This window comes from Microcoleus sp. B7-D4 (assembly GCF_036705125.1).
In the GTDB taxonomy this organism is placed as follows: Bacteria; Cyanobacteriota; Cyanobacteriia; order Cyanobacteriales; family Microcoleaceae; genus Microcoleus.
On the sequence record NZ_JAUBTT010000009.1, the window covers coordinates 7477 to 25316 of the forward strand.

Below are 17840 nucleotides of genomic sequence, written 5' to 3' on the forward strand. Positions count from 1 at the left end.
GAAAGTCCTCTTAAGAGGACTGAGAAGAAAAATTTTCAATTCATGAGTCGTCTTTAGACGACTTTCGCTATTAGACAAACAGTTCGACAGTCCGACAGTCCGACAGGGGTTGAAACCCCTGTCTCAAAGCGAAAGTCCTCTTAAGAGGACTGAGAAGAAAAATTTTCAATTCATGAGTCGTCTTTAGACGACTTTCGCTATTAGACAGGGAATTCATTCCCTGGCGGACTAGCTGGATGGTGAGAGGAATGGCGGACTGACAGCTTTCTCCTGAAACAAGCCTAAAGAACAAATAATCATTGGTTCCCGTTTGTCTTCGTCTTCATTGACTATACACAAACGGTCATCCATCCGCAAACCCACGACTAATTCTGCTAATTGTCGATCGCCAATACCGCTTTTTAACTGCCGATTTAACGTGTCAATTGCCGACTGGCGCAGGGGATAGCGGTAAATTTCATCGATGGCTTTTGACAATTCATCGGATGCAAATATTGTACCATTCATTTCCTTAAAGTAACTCTTCAAACGTTCGTATGTTCGGAACCGGGCCCCGGAAGGCCTGCCCAATTGTCCGCCCGCAGTTAACTCTTCTTCTGCTATCAACTCTGCACCTTTTGTGACTAATTCGTGATGCTGTTTGTCTCTGGGAATTGCTGGTGTCGCTTCGTCGCAGGCTGCAATTCTGAGGATTCCGAGTTGCGATTGACTAACGCTATTGCCATCGCGATCGACCCAAATCAACGAATCATTTCCCTCGGCGGTTTTCATGTACAATAAAACTCCTTCTGGTTGCAAGGGTGCGGGAGTATGATTGCGAGTTGAATAAACTACATTTGGCATTGACTCAATGGTTTTTTTCAAAATTGGGTTGTTGTCCGTGGCATTTTTCCAAATTTGAAAAGCTTCCGATGTTAAGTCAACTTCGGCATCTTCTTCGCCATCTAAAATTCCTGATTTTTCATTGTAAATATCGAGAATTACTTGAGGTGAGTCATCCTCAAAAAATGTCTCATCAGTTCCGACGACTTCGGCATTTTCTTGCAAGCGTCGGCGCAGTCTTTCGCGCAGGTTGATAATGCGATCGACTCCTTCGTCTGGCAAAAACGAATAGCACAAAATGCGATCGGCTTTTTGACCGATTCTATCCACTCTTCCCGCCCGCTGAATTAACCGAATAATTGCCCAAGGTAAGTCATAATTAACGATAATCGCACTGTCTTGTAAGTTGTGACCTTCACTCAGAATGTCGGTGGCAATTAAGATTCGCAATTCTCGTTCTGGGGAGATTTTGTCACGCTTACCGTTGCTAGTCGGACTAAACCGAAATGTGAGTTCGGTGGGGTCTTTTGATTTACCTGTCACCGATGCAGCGCCCGCAATATTTAGCTGAGTTAAATTATCAGTTATATAGCGGACTGTATCGGCAAACTGAGTAAAAATTAATACTTTCTCATGGGGGTGAGTTTCTGTGAGCAATTTCACCAAAGCAGCTAACTTTTCATCTGGTTGAGAATGCCATTTACCGCAAGTTTGCAATACTTCTATCAGACATTGGGCATCTTCTAGCAAATCCCGTTTTAACTTCTTGGTATCAAAAAAGTCAGATTTGAGCCATTTAAACCTGCGTCGATAGCGCGTTTGATATTCTCGATAAACAACTTCTGCCCGCTGTTTAAAACTTTTTTCGCTTGACAGCAATTCTGCTTCAATATCTAAAGTTTCGCCCGCATCATCTTCGATGTCTTCGCTTTCAAAACTACTGACTACAACTGAATCAGCATCCTCATCGCTGTTGCGGGTATCCAACAAGTCTGCATCCTGGGTGCCGATCGGAATATCGAAGTTTTGGTCGATCGCATATAAATAGATAAAATTCCGCAGGATGTGGCGCTCGATCGACTGAATAAAGGCACTGCCGCTGCTTTCTAGGCGTTTAAACAGGTTTGTCCGCGAAAATCCCATTAACCGCCGACCCCCACGAAATAGGGCATTTAACTGTCGCTGTTCTGCTTCAGTCGGCTGTTGTTTGGGTTTTTTGGCGATGTAATTTCCCAGCCCGTAACGCGGCAGATTTAGTGCATTGATGACTTCGACAATTTCCTCAAAGTCAAGCTGGGAGTTAGTTGCGGAAGTTTCCGAGGAAAACTTAATGGTTTTGGGAAGGCGATCGGGAAAATAGGATCGCGTGCGATCGGCAAATTCTAGATATTTGCGCTTCTTCTCTGCGTCAGTTTCCGCATAATTTTCTTTAATAAACGAGCGAGTGCGCCTCACCATGTAGTGCTTCATCAAATCTCGCCAATCATCAGGATGTTCGCTTTTTTCAAAAGCAGCCAAAGAGCGCACGGAACATTGATGCCGCTTAATAAATTCTAACTCTCCTTGACTGCCTCCGCCCAATTGGTTCAGCAAAGCTTCGGGCCGCAGTCCTAAATTTTGGTCTTCAGGAATAAACAGCCGCAACTGAGAAGATAAATCTAAATAGGTTTTGTTGTAGGGAGTTGCTGAAAGCAAAATACATTTACTTTCGTTGATGGCAATATATTCTTGAATTGCTCGATATCGCTTGCCTTCTCGGTTTCTGAGGTTGTGACTTTCATCAATTAACACAACTCGATAGCGGCGCAATTCTGGCAATTCTTGCTGTACCAGACTGATGGATAAGACTTTGGCACCCAGGAGATACTTACAATTATACTCCTCCCACATTTTGACCAAGTTTTTGGGACAAATAATCAGGGTTTCCAAGAAACAGTCTTCTTGTAAAATTTTGGCGATCGCAGTTCCGACTAAAGTTTTACCCAACCCTACAACGTCGCCAATAATTACGCCTCCCCGTCTGGTAATGTGACGGGCGGCTAACTTAACGGCTTCTTCTTGAAATTTAAATAAACCCTTAAAAGCGCGGGGAATCTGAAACTCAGCAATACCTGCGATCGCCTCGCGGGACAAATGATAGACAATGTTGAGATAGATGTGATAAGGTGGAATTAGTTCTGCTCTAGCCCAACTGCGATCGATAATTTCTGCGAGTTCTTTAGAAATATCAACACAGCCGTATTCTTCCCAGCGATCGTCAAACCATTTTTGCAACTTATTACAAGCATCAAAATCTAAAATATCAATATTCAATTCCCCTTGTTTTGACAGTCCCGATAAAGTCAGATTGCTGCTGCCCAAAAAACCTACAATTGGGCTGTTTGGGTCTTGACGATGAACGAGATAAAGTTTAGCGTGCAGTGGGTAAGCTAAGAATAATTTAACAATAACTTTTCCGCTTTTAATCTGATAGCTTAACCTGCGTAAGCCCTGCTCGTCGCGATCGTTGGGAGCGCCGATCGTCAACTGGTGGCGAAATTCCTCAGCCATCCGTTTTTTGAGCCGAATAATGGCATTATTGTCAATCCCCCCGTGATGGGAAATCAGGCTAAAACTAGCATTCAATTCATCTGATGGCAAACTTTGCATTCCCACCAAAAGGCGGCAGCAGGCTCCTGGATTTCCCACATAAGCTTCGATTAAATCGCCAATTCTCCGCCATCCCCGAAGATTGAAATAGCCCACGCAAAAATCTGCCCGATAGGAGAGTTTAATGGTGTCTCGCAATGCTGGTAGCAGTGATTGTTCGATGTTGTCAAAAATGCGCGGCACTTGGTTTCCTCTGTTATATTAGTTGTACATAAAAAAGTTTGTAGTAAGGACTTTAGTCCTTAAAAAATCACATGGAAGGACTAAAGTCATCACTACAAACCTGCTTACAATTGCGGTTCAATTCCAGCCGATCGCAATTGAGCGCGCAATTGCTCTAATTGGTCTTCGGCGCGATCTGCTCTTTGCCGTTCTTGTTCTGCTCTTTCAGAGCCAGATAACAACAGATTCCCTTGACTATCCCACCAGCGCAACCAAGGTAACTCAACATTTTGATACCTTCCTTGCCAAATTCCCAATTCCACCCCTAACGGTGCAATGGGATAATGACCGCGATCGTTTGCAGCAACTAATTGATACCTATCTTCGATCATGTGATAGACTTCAACGCTAGCCTTAGTTACTTCATAAATTCCGTAAAAGGCCGGATGGATGACATTTTCATAAATCCAGAATTTCCCCGGCTTAGTTTCCTGTTGACCCGATCGCAACAAAGGCGTTCTGTCCCGTTCTTCTGCACCATTGCCCGATACAAACTCTAACACAATTAACGGTGCTACAAATTCTTGCCACATCACATAAGAACGGCGCAATTGACCGTCAATAGTTGGCGGAACATTGGGCACATAAAACCAGTCTGGCGCTTCTGCACCCTTTTCTAACGGGTCAGTTAATCGCCAATAAATGCCGCAGTCTTGACCGATGCAATAGTTACCATCTAGATGAATGCTTTGGAAGACGGGAGTAATTGAATCGGTTAACAGAATGCTTTGGGGATGTTCTTGAAAGTTTTTCACAAAAGTGCCGTCGGATTCTGGTAATTGAGTGTGATCCGGCCAGCCTGCGGGATTGTTTTCTACATCTAGGGTGAATTTCATAGTTTTATTTTTTTGATTGCAGGCATTGTTGGAGCGAGATTGTGATTGTAGGCGAACTCGATACATCTAATACCAAATTCATAAAATAGCGCTACATATCTACCCCCCCCAACCCCCCCTTATTAAGGGGGGGAGTAAAACTTTCTATGTAGCATAACTTTATGAAATTGGTATAACTCAGACCTCTATCTCCCAATCTTCCAGACGCAAACCCTCAACACGGCTGAACTCGCGGGTATTGTGAGTTACAAGAATTAGGTTGTTGGCGAGAGCAATAGAGGCAATCAAAAGGTCATTAGGGCCGATAGGTGTCCCAGATGCAGCTAATTGAGTGCGAATTTGACCGTAAATTAGGGCAGACTGGTCATCAAAAGGCAAACTTACAAACTCATTGAAAAAACGTTCTAGTCGAGCTAGATTGCTATCTTGACGAGAACTTTTAAAAGCACCCCAGTAAAGTTCTGCTTTAACTACAGAGCATATTGCTACATCACCTGACCGAATCATTGCTAGTCGGCGAGATACCGATGAGTTGCGGTCTGGATTTAACAAACGGATGCAAGTATTGGTGTCTAACAGATAAATCACAGCAATTCTTCCCGCATTTCATATTCCAACTGATCGGGACGGACAAGCGGTTCTCCCTCCCAACTTCCGATTACCGTTTCAAAAAAACCGGGAGACCAGCCTAAATCTTCCGGTTTTTTAGCCTCAGTTGCTGGTGTTATGCGCTGGAAAACTACAATAACTTCTAAATCTGTATCTTTTATCCCAACCGGGACTTGCAAATGCAACATCCCGTCTGATCCGACGTGCGATCGTACTTTAATGCTTTGCATAACTCTTGCCTCCTTAAGTTTGTAGTGAAAATTAATCTTGTCAGGACTTACGCATCTATGCCCAAGAAACCGGGTTTTTTACCGAATCTGTGGGTGAGTGCGAAAGATTTTCGTAAAAAAACCCGGTTTCTGACCACCCGTGCGTAATTCCTACTTGTAATAACCTCAATCTTCATCCCACTTATCTTTAACTGCTTTGCCTTTTAGATTGAGAAACTCAACTGACTACAATACTTCTAATCCGGTCACTCAGGCTACCTCTATGTTAATGATAGGATAACTTTTGCTATCCATTCTAACTGATATCTTGCACCATTCTCAATTAGGCTTTTATGAACAGGCAAGATGCCTGTTCCACAAGAACATTGAATTTTTGTGGAACAGGCATCTTGCCTGTTCTTGAGAATGGTGCAAGATATGAGTTCTAATCAATTTACTCCTCGGTTGCTGCGCCAAACCGTATCGAAAAAAGGTCGATCGTACCCAGCCAACCCCAGCAACCTGAACCGCAGGTGAGGCAATCCCCCTGCAGCCCCCGCTTCTCGACGCGGTACAATAAATGCAATCATACTTAACGCTTATATTGAAAAAGTTACACACAACGCCACAGGAGACAACTGACGCATGGGTAAAGTAGTTGGCATTGACCTCGGAACAACAAACTCAGTAGTAGCCGTCATGGAAGGCGGCAAACCGGTTGTGATTGCCAATGCAGAAGGGATGCGGACAACTCCCTCGGTAGTCGCTTTCACAAAGGAAGGAGAACGCCTTGTGGGACAGATGGCCAGACGCCAGACTGTTCTCAACCCGCAAAACACCTTTTACGCCGTCAAGCGGTACATCGGACGCAAATATACCGAACTGACTCCAGAATCAAAGCGCGTCCCTTACACAACTCGCCGCGACGAAAACGGGAACATCAAAATCAAGTGTCCCCGCCTGAAAAAAGATTTTGCCCCAGAGGAAATTTCGGCGATGGTTTTGCGGAAACTGGCCGATGAAGCCAGCCGCTATCTGGGACAAGAGGTGACGGGGGCTGTAATTACTGTTCCCGCTTATTTCAACGACTCCCAGCGACAGGCGACGCGGGATGCTGGACGAATTGCCGGACTTGATGTCAAACGGATTTTAAATGAGCCGACGGCGGCTTCTTTAGCTTACGGTTTGGAGAGGCGAGAAAGTCAAACTATTTTAGTGTTTGATTTGGGCGGCGGTACTTTTGATGTGTCGATTTTAGACGTGGGAGACGGAGTATTTGAAGTCAAAGCAACTAGCGGCGACACTCAATTGGGCGGCAATGATTTTGACTCCAAAATTGTGGATTGGTTGGCAGAACAATTCTTAGAAAAAGAAGGAATTGATTTGCGACGCAACCGCCAAGCTTTGCAGCGCTTGATCGAAGCGGCAGAAAAAGCCAAGATTGAGCTGTCGGGAGTCGGTGTCACCGAGATTAATTTGCCGTTTATCGATGCGAATGAAGACGGGCCTTTGCATCTGGAAACGCGACTAACTCGCGGTCAATTTGAGGGGCTGTGCACAGATTTGGTGCAGCGGTTGCGGCGGCCGGTCAAACAAGCTTTGGCTGATGCAAGTTTGAGTCCTTCTCGCATTGATGAAGTTGTGCTAGTCGGCGGTTCGACTCGCATTCCTTTGGTGCAGGAAGTTGTTCGCAACTTGATTGATAAAGAACCGAATCAAAATGTGAATCCCGATGAAGTTGTGGCGGTGGGTGCGGCAATTCAAGCGGGTATTTTGGGTGGGGATGTCCGCGATGTGCTGCTGTTGGATGTGACGCCGCTGTCGCTGGGTTTGGAAACTATCGGCGGGGTGATGAAAAAACTGATTCCTCGCAATACTACTATTCCCGTCAGGCGATCGGACATTTTTTCCACTGCTGAAAACAACCAAACTGTGGTAGAAATTCACGTCATCCAAGGGGAACGGGAATTAGGCAGAGATAATAAGTCTTTGGGACGGTTTAAACTAACTGGAATTCCGCCGGCACCGCGAGGGATTCCGCAGGTGCAAGTAGCTTTTGATATTGATGCTAACGGGATGCTGTTGGTGACAGCTTTGGACAAAACTACCGGCAGGGAACAAAGCATTACTGTGCAAGGTGCTTCGACGCTGAGTCAGCAGGAAGTGAATCAAATGATTCGCGATGCGGAACAGTTTGCTCAAGCTGATAAGTTGCAGCGGGAAAGGGTAGAAAAACGCAATCGCGCTGAAGCTTTAGCTTATCAAGCTGAGCGGCAGTTGCGAGAAGTTGCGCTCGATCGCGGAATGCAGTTTGCTCAAAGAAGCCGCCAGCGAATTGAAACTTTAATTCGGGAATTGCGAGACAGTTTGGAACGCAATGATGAGCGGGGAGTTGACCAAGTTGGTTCGGATTTGCAAGATGCTCTTTACGATTTGAGCCGGGAAGTTTCAGCTTTTGCTGATGATGACGATGATGATGATTTCTTTGAGTCTGTGAAGCGGACTTTTACGGGCGACGGTACCAAGCGGCGCAGCGATGACAACAGCTATTATCAAAATGCTAAACCGTACAGGCGATCGACTGTCGATCCAATTCCCGATCGTCCCTACGATCGCACCGGCGATCGAATGGGCGATCGAATGGGCGATCGTATGGGCGATCGAATGGGCGATCGAATGGGCGATCGAATGGGCGATCGTAGAAGCAGTGCTAATCGCCCCACTCGCCCTTATCAAAATCAAAGCGACGATTGGGATGATGACGACGATTGGCTCTAATTAGTGGTTAGTCATTAGTCCCTAGTCATTAGTCCCTAGTTTGAAGCAGGGAAGCAGCATGACTAATGACTAATGACTAATAATTAATGACTAATGACTAATGACTAATAACTAATGACTAATGACTAAATATGCAGAATTTTCGCAATTACTATCTAATTTTGGGAGTGCCCAAAGATGCCACGGCTGATGAGATAAAAAAAGCCTATCGACGGCTAGCCAGACAGTTGCACCCTGACGTAAATCCAGGGGATCAATCTGCTGAAGATAAGTTTAAGGATATTAATGAAGCTTATGATATTCTTTCCGATATCGAGAAGCGCGCTCAATACGATCAGTTTAGTAAATTCTGGAAACAAAAGGGATTTCAAGGAAAGCAAGGGGTGCGACTTCCCAATTTCAAAACTTGGGGAAACACTAAAAATACTCGCAAAAAACCGACCGAAGATGTCGATTTTAGTGATTACTCGGATTTTAATAAATTTCTCGATCAAGTGCTCGGAAGGCGCCGAGAAGTGAGGATGGCGACAGCGAATGATACACAGGGAGTAGCCTCCTCGGAACCGTGGAGTACGGCTTCTAAGAAAACGAGTTATGTGGCTAATTCTCGCCCACCTAGAAGGGATTTTGACGATCGCGAAATGCGACGAGAAACAGACGATCGCGAAATGCGACGGGAAGCAGTCGATCGCGAAATGCGACGGGATGTGGACGATCGCGAAATGCGACGGGAAGCAGTCGATCGCGAAATGCGACGGGAAACAGTCGATCGCGAAACGAGAAGAGACATTGAGGCCAGGCTAACTCTGCCTTTGGAAAGGGCTTATTCGGGTGGTACTGAGCGAATTCGTTTGGAAGATGGGCGAGCGATCGAGGTGACTCTGCCTCCTGCTATGGTATCAGGCCAGCGGATTCGCTTGCGAAATCAAGGTATGGGCGGCGGGGATTTATATTTGAAAATCACGGTTTCTCCCCATCCATTTTTTCGATTGGAAATGTCGGATATTTGCTGCGAATTGCCACTGACTCCCAGCGAAGCGGTGTTGGGGGGAGAGGTGGAAGTACCGACGCTAGACGGCTTGGTAAAGATGAAATTGCCACCGGGAGTAACGTCTGGAAAGCGGTTGCGACTGGCTAACAAAGGCTATCCAACAGGAAATGGCGATCGGGGCGATCAATTGGTAGAAATTCAGGTGTTAATCCCCAAGGAAATTAGCGAGGAGGAACGGGAATTGTACGAAAAATTGCGGCAGATAGAATTTTTTAAACCGCGTCAAAATTTGTCGGTTTAATTCTGTAGCGTGCAATGCACACCAGAAGTTTGGTTGCTATAATCTAGTAGGGTGCGCCTCCCGCACCTGAAGACTTAACTATTACAAATTTACCCTTACCAATATGTTCACATTCATCAATCCTAAAACTGATTTTGCTTTCAAAAAAATATTCGGTTCTGAAAATAGCAAAGACATTCTCAAGAGTTTTTTGAATGCCTTGCTGTATGACAGTCAGCCCACCATCGAAAGTTTGCAAATCCTCGATCCTCATTCACTACCGCTAATTCGAGGTCTTAAGGATACTTACGTCGATATTAGAGCTCAGTTAAATGACGGCACAAATGTAATTATCGAGATGCAGGTTTTGAACGTAGAGGCTTTTGAAAAGCGGATTTTGTACAATGCAGCCAAAGCTTATTCAACGCAATTAGAAACAGCAGAACAATATGTAATGTTGAATCCAGTGATTGCCTTGACCATCACTGATTTTGAGATGTTTGAGGATTTTAGGAAAGTAATTTCGCGGTTTGTCCTGAAAGAAAGAGAGTTCTTGAGCGATTATCCTATTTTCGATTGTGAATTGGTTTTTGTTGAGTTACCCAAGTTCCAAAAAAGTTTGAACGAGTTAGAAACATTAACCGATAAGTGGATTTATTTTCTCAAAACTGCTAGGGACTTAAACGCAGTACCTGCAACAATGGAAGAGGTGCCAGAGATTAGTCAAGCATTTGCAATAGCGACTAAAGCTAATTTGAGCTATGACGAATTAAGCGAGTTGCAAAAACAGGAAATTTACATCCAAGACCGTCGGGGAGAAATCACTAAAGCCGTCAGCATAGCAACAGAAAAAGGCAGACAAGAAGGAATTAAGGAAGGACAAATAGCACTGATTGTTCGTCTGTTGGAACGCCGTGTAGGTGCTGTCACTCCCGAAGTTCAAAGTCTAATTGGGGAATTGTCGATCGACCAATTGGAAAACTTAGGAGAAGCCTTGTTAAATTTTAACGACATATCAGATTTAACAGCTTGGCTGCAAACACAAGATTTACCCGCAGAATAGCCGTTAGCGGAGCCCTCGAAGAGGATCGCACTTTCAGCAATCCCGGATCGCATAAGTAAAATTACTGTTGTGATTATTCCTGAACTAGCAGAGAATTAAGACTAAGGTAATTTTCCCACAATCAGGAGCAGTCTGCCGCGATGACTCAAATGCCCCCTCAATGCAACAATCTGCAAGAGCAAGTTGACTCTTTACTGCAACTGCTGCGTCAGGAATCCTCTTTGCGACAACAAGATATCACGGCGGTACAAGCTTCTCTGAAAAAGGCAATTTCTCCTGAGTTTGAAATTGTGTTTGCTGGCGCTTTCAGTGCGGGAAAATCCATGCTAATTAATGCTTTGCTGGAGCGGGAATTGCTCTACAGTGCAGAAGGGCACGCGACAGGTACTGAATGTTATATCGCCTTTGCTGAGCCGGAAAAAGAGCGGGTTGTTCTCACTTTTTTGAGCGAGTTTGAGATTAGCCAGCAAGCTTCTGTGCTTTGCCATCAGTTAGGTTTAGCTACTGAACTTAATATTAATCAAACAGATGTAGTGTCGCTGTTGTCTCAGGGATGTAACATAATTATTGAAACGGAAGGCGGCGAAAATAAATCCGAGGTTGCCAAAAAAGCTAAGGCTTTGATGCTGCTGTTAGAAGGTTTTGAGGCAAATCGCGATCGCATCCAAACTCTCGAAAACGCTACCTACTCGATGGAACAGTTTAATTTTTCCAATCTCAAGGAAGCTGCTAGTTATGCCCGTCGCGGTAGTAACAGCGCTGTACTCAAGCGAGTTGAATATTACTGTTATCATCCGCTGCTGCAAGATGGCAATATTATTATCGATACGCCGGGAATTGATGCACCAGTGCAACGGGATGCAGAATTGACTTATGATAAGATTGAAAGCCCGGATACTTCGGCGGTTGTGTGCGTTTTGAAAGCGGCTTCGTCTGGGGAAATGACGACGGAGGAAACCGAGTTGATGGAAAAGACACGGGGAAATCCCGGAATTCGCGATCGACTGTTTTACATTTTTAACCGCATTGACGAAACTTGGTACAACACGCAACTGCGACAGCGCTTAGAAAATCTGATTAATTCCGACTTTCGCGATACTGCCAGAGTTTACAAAACTAGCGGATTGTTGGGATTTTACGGGAGTTTGATTCGAGGGACAACAGGGCGCGATCGCTTTGGTTTAAATACAATCTTTGCCAGCAGTCAAGGGCGAGTTTCGGGAGATGATAAATTAGATTCAGATTTTTTTAGTAATAGTGAAGAAACTCCGCAATTTGTTAGTGAATTTAATCGCTACTGTGCGAATTCCGGCAAACTGTCTCCGAGCAAATTTCGCATTTCAGTGAACAGCTACGAAACACCCAATGAAAACTACGTGCGGATTCTTGCAGAACAAGGACAACCATTAATTGCTCAATTAATTCAAGATAGCGGCATCGAAGATTTTCGCACAGCCATCACCCGTTACCTCACAGAAGAAAAACGCCCGCAACTGTTCAAAAATTTAGCTGACGATTTAGAAGATTTGTGCATTCAACTGCGGAAACATTACCAAACAATTCAGCGGAATTTGGACAGCCAGCCCCGCGAAATTGAAGCAATGAAAGCACAGGAACTTTTGCGACTAAATCAAGAGTTGCAGCAAGTCGGACAGGATTTTCGGGAACATATCGCCGAAGAAGTCAATGAAATGATTATGAACAGATGCGATATTTTCGATATAGACTTTCGGCAACTGCAATCTCGGATGATCCGGCGCTTGGATGAATTGTTAGACGGATTTTCTGTTGAGGCGGCTTACGGACGCACTTTGCGGAATCATCCCCGCAATGCCACAGCACCTTTAATTGCTGTTTTAGTTGAAGCGCTTTATTATTTAGCGAATCAGTTGGAAGATATTTTAGTAGAGGCTACTAAGTCACTGGTTGATAATTATTTTCAGTATTTGAAAGATAGCGTTCGCAAGTCGGAATACTATCGATTACTCTATCGGTTGTTAGGGAACGACGGGGGAATTGAACAGCAGTTAGAGGAGTTATCAAAGCGGGTTTCTGATGCTTTGGTAAATGCGGCGGGCGTTGAGTGCGATCGCTACGTGCGAGAAAGTCCCCGTTTTTACGACGAAGGCACATTTTCAATTTATCAATTCCGGGAAACTTTGCAGCAAACTTCTCAAGGTTTCGACTGCGAAAACATGGTGGACGCCCAACCGGCAATTAGGCAATTATTGCGGCTAGATTTTGAGCCAAAAGTATCTAGAACTATTCGGCAAACTTTCCGCCAAACTGTCAACCAAACCCTGAAAGAGCATTTGTTGCCGCTGGCCCAAAAGCAAGCTGATGATATTTTACAGAAATACAGTCAAGCCCGCGATTATTTGGAGCAAACTTTGGCACAGGAAGCGGAGGAAAAGATTGCTGGGAATCTGCGGCGGCAAGCTGAGAATGAGCAGAAGATTCAAGAGTACGATCGGGCGGTTTCTGGGATTAATAGTTGTTTGCAGGCGATGAAGTTGCACGAGCATTTGTTGCCTGTAATTGGACAAAATGATAGCGTGTCGGTGGATGGTGAACAATTGGAATCGGAATGGGGGTAATTGAAATACCGGGCGAATTACATTCGCCCGGTATTTTTGCTTGGTTTGTGTAGACGCGATTTTCCTCGCCCGGTATCTATTCAAACTAAATAATACTTGTACAAGTTTCACCAAAAACCCTTATAATTACAATAGCCAAAACCGGAAATAAAAATGAATGATAACTTTGATTCACTGAAACGTGACGATGTGGTGTCTGTATATTCGGATCACATTTTAGTCACCAACCGCACCTTTACAATAAGTGAGTTTATTGCAGCGATGATGACTCTAATAAAAGCTCAAGCGGGATGGACAGAATTAAAAGAAACTTGGTTTAGAGAAGGAATAGATTGTAAAATACTTAAGCCTGGTGCGAAGAGTTGGCAAAGAGGAAAAGTGAGAATTACTTTAGAGTTTCAGCCTGAAGAGCTTGAAGTTGGAGAAATTGCCGAAACTGGAAAATCAGCAGATACTAAAGTTGTTTCTCCTCTGGAAGATTTGCGTCAAAAAATGCCTAAAGAGAGTTAGCAAAACAAGATGACTAAAACCCCTAGAATCCCCATTCCCCCAGAAGTCAGAAAATATGTATTTACTCGCAATAAATACCAGTGCCAAAGCTGCGGCCAAACCAAACTAGAAACCCAACTGACGATCGATCATATCATCCCCCTAGCGCGCGGCGGCAGCAACGACATCAGCAACTTGCAAACCCTCTGCAGCGCCTGCAACCAAAAGAAAACCGACAAACTAGACCCGCGCTTCCGCCGTCACTTTGACCTTTGATATTTAACAGTATTAGGACTTACACACCGGACTCCAGAAACCGGGTTTTTTTACGAAAATACTTCGTTGCAAACCACAGATTTAGTAAAAAACCCGGTTTCTTCGATCGAAATGCGTCCCGGACTAAATTATTCATCTCTCTCTTCTCTTCCTCTGCGTACTCTGTGCCCTCTGCGGTTAAAAAATCCTACCATCTATAATACCGATAAGGATCATCCCCCTTCTCAAAATCCGTTCTGTAATCCCAGTGATAAAACTCCCGACTCGAACCGCTAAACACAGATCCATCCGCCTTAAAACTAGCCCCTAAATTAGCCAAAATCTGAGCATTTGCCCTGGTTTGCCGCCAGCGAGTAAAACGCAAATAAGTCTTAGTATCAGCATTCAAACTGTCCGGTTCAATCTGAGAAAAAATCGCCACACCCTTACCAACTTTGACCCGACTTAACAAACCGTCAGCACCGACTTCTCCCCCAGACTTAATCAACCAAGTATCATAAAAAGAGCGCGATCGCAAATCTGAGGCACTAACCCCCTTCACCTCATCCCAACTCGGAACCGCCAGCGAACCCCCAAAATCCTGCGCTTGCTGCAAACCCACGCCCAAACCCGCAGCAGGCACTTGACGCGGCAAGAAAAACGCCTTCCCGCCCGCATTCAAATAACCGCGCAAATCTGCATCTTTCAGATTCGCTTCTCTCCCCACAATCACCAAACCAACATCATTAGAAAGCGAACTAGCGCGCTGATAAATTACCCCCAAACTGTCCAACTTTTGGGCATCTTCATCTCCCCCAATTAAAACCACTTGTTCCGGCTTTCCAAGTACCGGAGAATTCATGCCGTAACTCACAATTTGTTGCACTAACTGCGCCGCCCCAGCATCGACAGAATAATGGTCTTCCAAATCCAACTCGTTTAAAATCAGCCGCCCTTTTCCGTAATCCAATTCCATCAGCGGCGAATAAGCTAAATCAAACTCAGATTCCAAAATGGGGCGCCAACCGCTGCGGTGCGGCTTCTCAATAGAAGCGCTACTGACACCGCCGCGATTTCCCCAGCGCCAGCCGTACCAATGTTTATTTGCCTGAGTCAAATTAGGGCCAGTTTTAATTGTATCTGGATAAGCTTCAAGCAGCGTGCTTTCCCCCACCCAATCCCGCAAATCTTCACTGTCTAAACCGCTAATTGCGGGATGGCTGCTGTCAACTGGATAAGCGCGGCGGCTGACATGGCCGGCAACCCGGAAACCCGTATTCTCCAGCCATTCCCGGCGCTGAGGAAACACAATGGCTTTGCCGCCGTTTTGCACAAAACTTTCTACACTTCCCGGCAAATTTTCCCCGCTAGAAAATGCTTCCCTACCGATAATTAATAGCGAGGAGACTTGCGAACCATTCCACGGTACAAGCTGATAACCTAATTGTTTTAACATTGCCGATGTTTTGCCCGCTGGATCGAAAATTGTCACCGAATCTTTGATGTTGGATTGTTTGGGAAAAACGCGGAAAGCAAATGTATCAGAATGCGATCGCTCGCCCACTCGCGCAGTCAAGCGAATTTCGCCGTCAGCCTTGCTAGAAATGGTATTTGGCAATTTTACGTCTATTGGGAAAAACAGCGTTCCTGCCGCCTCAATCCTGCCTTTTCTCTCGCCTTTTTTTACTTCTTTACCCCCCACCAAAACCCGCCAATTAAACGAAAATTCTTGCGCCGTCCGCGTATCGTTAATTAACACTACTTGCTTGGCCAGTTTTCCGCCCACAAATAAATTGTGATCTTTCGCAGTAAAAACCGGGCTAGCACCAGCAATCCAAGCCAAAGTCGAGCTATTATTATTCATAATTGCCTCGCCCCCAGGATGAACCGTATAAGCTTCTGGCTGGTAATAATTCAAAAGATTATTTGAGACTTGCTTCAAATAAACTCCCCGGCGACCAGGTTGGAATGCCCCAATATCCACCTTTTTTCTGCCCGCCTCGGAAACTTCCCAACCATGTCCGTCATTCCAAGGAATCATCCCCCCAGACATTCCAAAAGTCCGCCAACTCCGCCAAGTATTTGTACTGAATAACTGCTGCAACTTTTGAAAAGCGGGTGCAAAATCTAACTCGTTTTTAAAATGCCAGCTTTGATATTCCTGACCCTTGACAAATTGCTGGCGAATTGTAGTTTTATAAGCGGCAGTTTCCAACTCGTAAGCCTGCTTGCCAAAATAAATTGCCGCAAACTCAGTCATCCAAGGTTCGCTGAGAATTGCCTGACCAAAACCTTTGCGGCCCCGCATCATCGTTGCGTGCAGAGGAGTGCCAAACTCGACTGCCATGTAGGGCTTTTCCCCGGTTTTGCTCCACTCAGAAATCCACTCTTCCCGTTCTTGCAAGGGAATCATATTTAAATAAGAATTCAGCGCATAAACATCGCCGAACTGTGCGCCTTGGTGTACCATTACAGGTCTGGTGGGGTCAGCGGATTTAATCGTCGCTATAGCGTCATTTCCTAGGGGAGTGTTGACCCGCAAACGCTCATTGTCCGGCGGACTGAGAGTTCCTTCTACTTTAGTTTGGCCGATGCGACGGGGATTTTGGTCGTCACCGTTGCCGAAAAAATTAGGACTTGTCGCCCACATTAATACTGATGGATGATTGCGGTAGCGGCGCATTTCAGTCACCATTCGGTCTTTCCAGCGATTTTTCCACAGGGGGTTCTTCCACTTGCCGTTCCAAGCGATAGGACGAATGTCTAAGGCGGGAGCCATAATTGGAAAACCTTTGAGGTCTGCTCTTTCCGAAAATAACTCTCGGAAGTGCCACTTACCCCGTTCGTCGTGATTCCAAGGCCACATTTCTGTTATGTTAAAACCTGCTTTTACGTAGCCATCAATTAGCCTGTCAGCAACTTCAACTGTCCCGGTTTGCCAAGACTCGGAGTGCAAGTTTGGTCGCAGCCGCAATTCGGTTCCGTTTAAGAAAAATTTGCGCCCTTCTATCCAAAATTCGCGGAAGCCAAAAGGTTGGTCGTATTGCGTGTCAATGCCGCTGCCTTTTACTTCTAATTTCAGGGTGTAAAGGTTTGGTTGCCCGACATCCCAAAGACGGGGATTTGACCAATTCCACTGAACTTGTACGGTTTGAATGGGTTTAGCTTGAACCTTGGCAGTGCCTGTAAATTTTTGTTCTACTTTGCCTTTTTCGTCGAGCATTTGCGCGATTATTTCTACTTGACCGCTTTGGGCAACGTCTTTGAGTTCTACATCTAATTTAACTTGCTTCTTTCGGGTGGAAGTTTGGACGAATACGTCCCTAATTAACGGGCCTGGGGGAAGGATCAGAAGCCTTACCTCGCCGATGATTCCCCGCGATTCCAATTTTGATTTTTCTGTGTAGATTTCTGTGGGGCCCATGATGACGGCTTTTTCCTTTTCATCGGATACTGCTATCACTAAAATAGATAGGGTGTTTTGACCGGGTTTGGCTGCTTTGGTAATTTCAATAGTGCCGTAGGGCCAGGGGACTTGACCGCAGTTAATGCCGTTGACAAAGATGACTGCATCGGTGCTGACTCTGGCTAAGTCGAGAAAAATTCGGCGGTTTGTCCAGTCGCCGGGAATGTCTATATTTCTCTGATACCAAGCTTTTGATAGTTGTTTACTGTTGAAGTTTTCCCAATCTTTGCCGCTGCCGCGAGTGATGATTCCGGGTACGGATTGGTGGTTTTCTTTTTGCCAGTCTCCCGGCACCCAGATGGAACCCCAATTTGGAGAGACGGGGGGGTTTTGGGGGTTGCCAACTGCGGGGACAAATTGCCAAGTTCCGTTAAGATAGATTTGGGATCGTTTGTTGTCGATCGCCCCGGCGGCCGCGGTGGTAAGATTGGGGAAGCCGATCGATATCGCTGAGCTGCTGGCGAAGTCGGGATTTTGAAGCGCGTAACCGACGAATCCAAAGAGGGTGGCGGCTGCGAAAAATAATCCGATAATTTTGGCCAGCTTGTGATTCACTCGCTTATTTCTCCCAGAA

General features: G+C 45.3%; 12 protein-coding genes. 6 read left to right on the top strand and 6 right to left on the bottom strand.

All coding sequences use genetic code 11. The features are described 5' to 3' along the window. Window positions 1-228: 228 nt before the first annotated feature. The 5 genes from QUB12_RS05315 to QUB12_RS05335 all read right to left on the bottom strand — a co-directional run bounded on the left by QUB12_RS05315 (window position 229) and on the right by QUB12_RS05335 (window position 5937). Window positions 229-3654, bottom strand: coding sequence for a helicase-related protein (locus QUB12_RS05315; protein WP_333305799.1), 3426 nt, complete (start codon window positions 3652-3654; stop codon window positions 229-231). A gap of 104 nt (window positions 3655-3758) precedes the next feature. Continuing rightward, window positions 3759-4529, bottom strand: coding sequence for a Uma2 family endonuclease (locus QUB12_RS05320; protein WP_333305801.1), 771 nt, complete (start codon window positions 4527-4529; stop codon window positions 3759-3761). Window positions 4530-4706: 177 nt separating this feature from the next. Next, the gene (gene vapC, locus QUB12_RS05325) at window positions 4707-5117 is read right to left on the bottom strand and encodes a type II toxin-antitoxin system tRNA(fMet)-specific endonuclease VapC (RefSeq protein WP_333056661.1); all 411 of its coding nucleotides are present in this window, start codon (window positions 5115-5117) and stop codon (window positions 4707-4709) included. Then, the gene (locus tag QUB12_RS05330) at window positions 5114-5368 is read right to left on the bottom strand and encodes a hypothetical protein (protein ID WP_333305803.1); all 255 of its coding nucleotides are present in this window, start codon (window positions 5366-5368) and stop codon (window positions 5114-5116) included. The genes vapC and QUB12_RS05330 overlap by 4 nt, the downstream gene beginning before the upstream one ends. A gap of 428 nt (window positions 5369-5796) precedes the next feature. After that, window positions 5797-5937 (bottom strand): hypothetical protein, encoded by a 141-nt coding sequence (locus QUB12_RS05335; RefSeq protein WP_333305805.1) that lies wholly within the window; start codon window positions 5935-5937, stop codon window positions 5797-5799. A 55-nt stretch (window positions 5938-5992) separates the two neighbouring features. On the opposite strand from QUB12_RS05335, the gene dnaK reads away from it, so the two are divergent. The 6 genes from dnaK (at window position 5993) to QUB12_RS05365 (ending at window position 13821) form a co-directional block, all read left to right on the top strand. Next, the gene (gene dnaK, locus QUB12_RS05340; RefSeq protein WP_333305807.1) at window positions 5993-8125 is read left to right on the top strand and encodes a molecular chaperone DnaK; all 2133 of its coding nucleotides are present in this window, start codon (window positions 5993-5995) and stop codon (window positions 8123-8125) included. Window positions 8126-8256: 131 nt separating this feature from the next. Continuing rightward, entirely contained in the window at window positions 8257-9417 is a 1161-nt protein-coding gene (locus QUB12_RS05345; protein WP_333138307.1) for a J domain-containing protein, read from the top strand. 103 nt (window positions 9418-9520) lie between these two features. Then, the gene (locus tag QUB12_RS05350; protein WP_333138305.1) at window positions 9521-10459 is read left to right on the top strand and encodes an Rpn family recombination-promoting nuclease/putative transposase; all 939 of its coding nucleotides are present in this window, start codon (window positions 9521-9523) and stop codon (window positions 10457-10459) included. A 140-nt stretch (window positions 10460-10599) separates the two neighbouring features. Then, window positions 10600-13056: a dynamin-like GTPase family protein gene (locus QUB12_RS05355; RefSeq protein ID WP_333138303.1), complete on the top strand. Its 2457-nt coding sequence runs from the start codon at window positions 10600-10602 to the stop codon at window positions 13054-13056. A gap of 153 nt (window positions 13057-13209) precedes the next feature. Continuing rightward, window positions 13210-13566: a KGK domain-containing protein gene (locus QUB12_RS05360; RefSeq protein ID WP_333138301.1), complete on the top strand. Its 357-nt coding sequence runs from the start codon at window positions 13210-13212 to the stop codon at window positions 13564-13566. 9 nt (window positions 13567-13575) lie between these two features. Next, entirely contained in the window at window positions 13576-13821 is a 246-nt protein-coding gene (locus QUB12_RS05365) for an HNH endonuclease (RefSeq protein ID WP_333138299.1), read from the top strand. A gap of 187 nt (window positions 13822-14008) precedes the next feature. Here the strand turns inward: QUB12_RS05365 and QUB12_RS05370 are convergent, their stop codons facing one another. Then, on the bottom strand, window positions 14009-17821 hold the full coding sequence (locus tag QUB12_RS05370) for a glycoside hydrolase family 2 TIM barrel-domain containing protein (protein ID WP_333305809.1): 3813 nt from the start codon (window positions 17819-17821) through the stop codon (window positions 14009-14011). Window positions 17822-17840 lie beyond the last annotated feature (19 nt).

Coding starts and splice junctions, on each gene's coding strand:
- dnaK (WP_333305807.1), top strand. CDS start 5,993: ATGGGTAAAGTAGTTGGCATTGACCTCGGAACAACAAACTCAGTAGTA.
- QUB12_RS05320 (WP_333305801.1), bottom strand. CDS start 4,529: ATGAAATTCACCCTAGATGTAGAAAACAATCCCGCAGGCTGGCCGGAT.
- QUB12_RS05360 (WP_333138301.1), top strand. CDS start 13,210: ATGAATGATAACTTTGATTCACTGAAACGTGACGATGTGGTGTCTGTA.
- QUB12_RS05335 (WP_333305805.1), bottom strand. CDS start 5,937: ATGATTGCATTTATTGTACCGCGTCGAGAAGCGGGGGCTGCAGGGGGA.
- QUB12_RS05330 (WP_333305803.1), bottom strand. CDS start 5,368: ATGCAAAGCATTAAAGTACGATCGCACGTCGGATCAGACGGGATGTTG.
- QUB12_RS05355 (WP_333138303.1), top strand. CDS start 10,600: ATGACTCAAATGCCCCCTCAATGCAACAATCTGCAAGAGCAAGTTGAC.
- QUB12_RS05345 (WP_333138307.1), top strand. CDS start 8,257: ATGCAGAATTTTCGCAATTACTATCTAATTTTGGGAGTGCCCAAAGAT.
- QUB12_RS05350 (WP_333138305.1), top strand. CDS start 9,521: ATGTTCACATTCATCAATCCTAAAACTGATTTTGCTTTCAAAAAAATA.
- QUB12_RS05365 (WP_333138299.1), top strand. CDS start 13,576: ATGACTAAAACCCCTAGAATCCCCATTCCCCCAGAAGTCAGAAAATAT.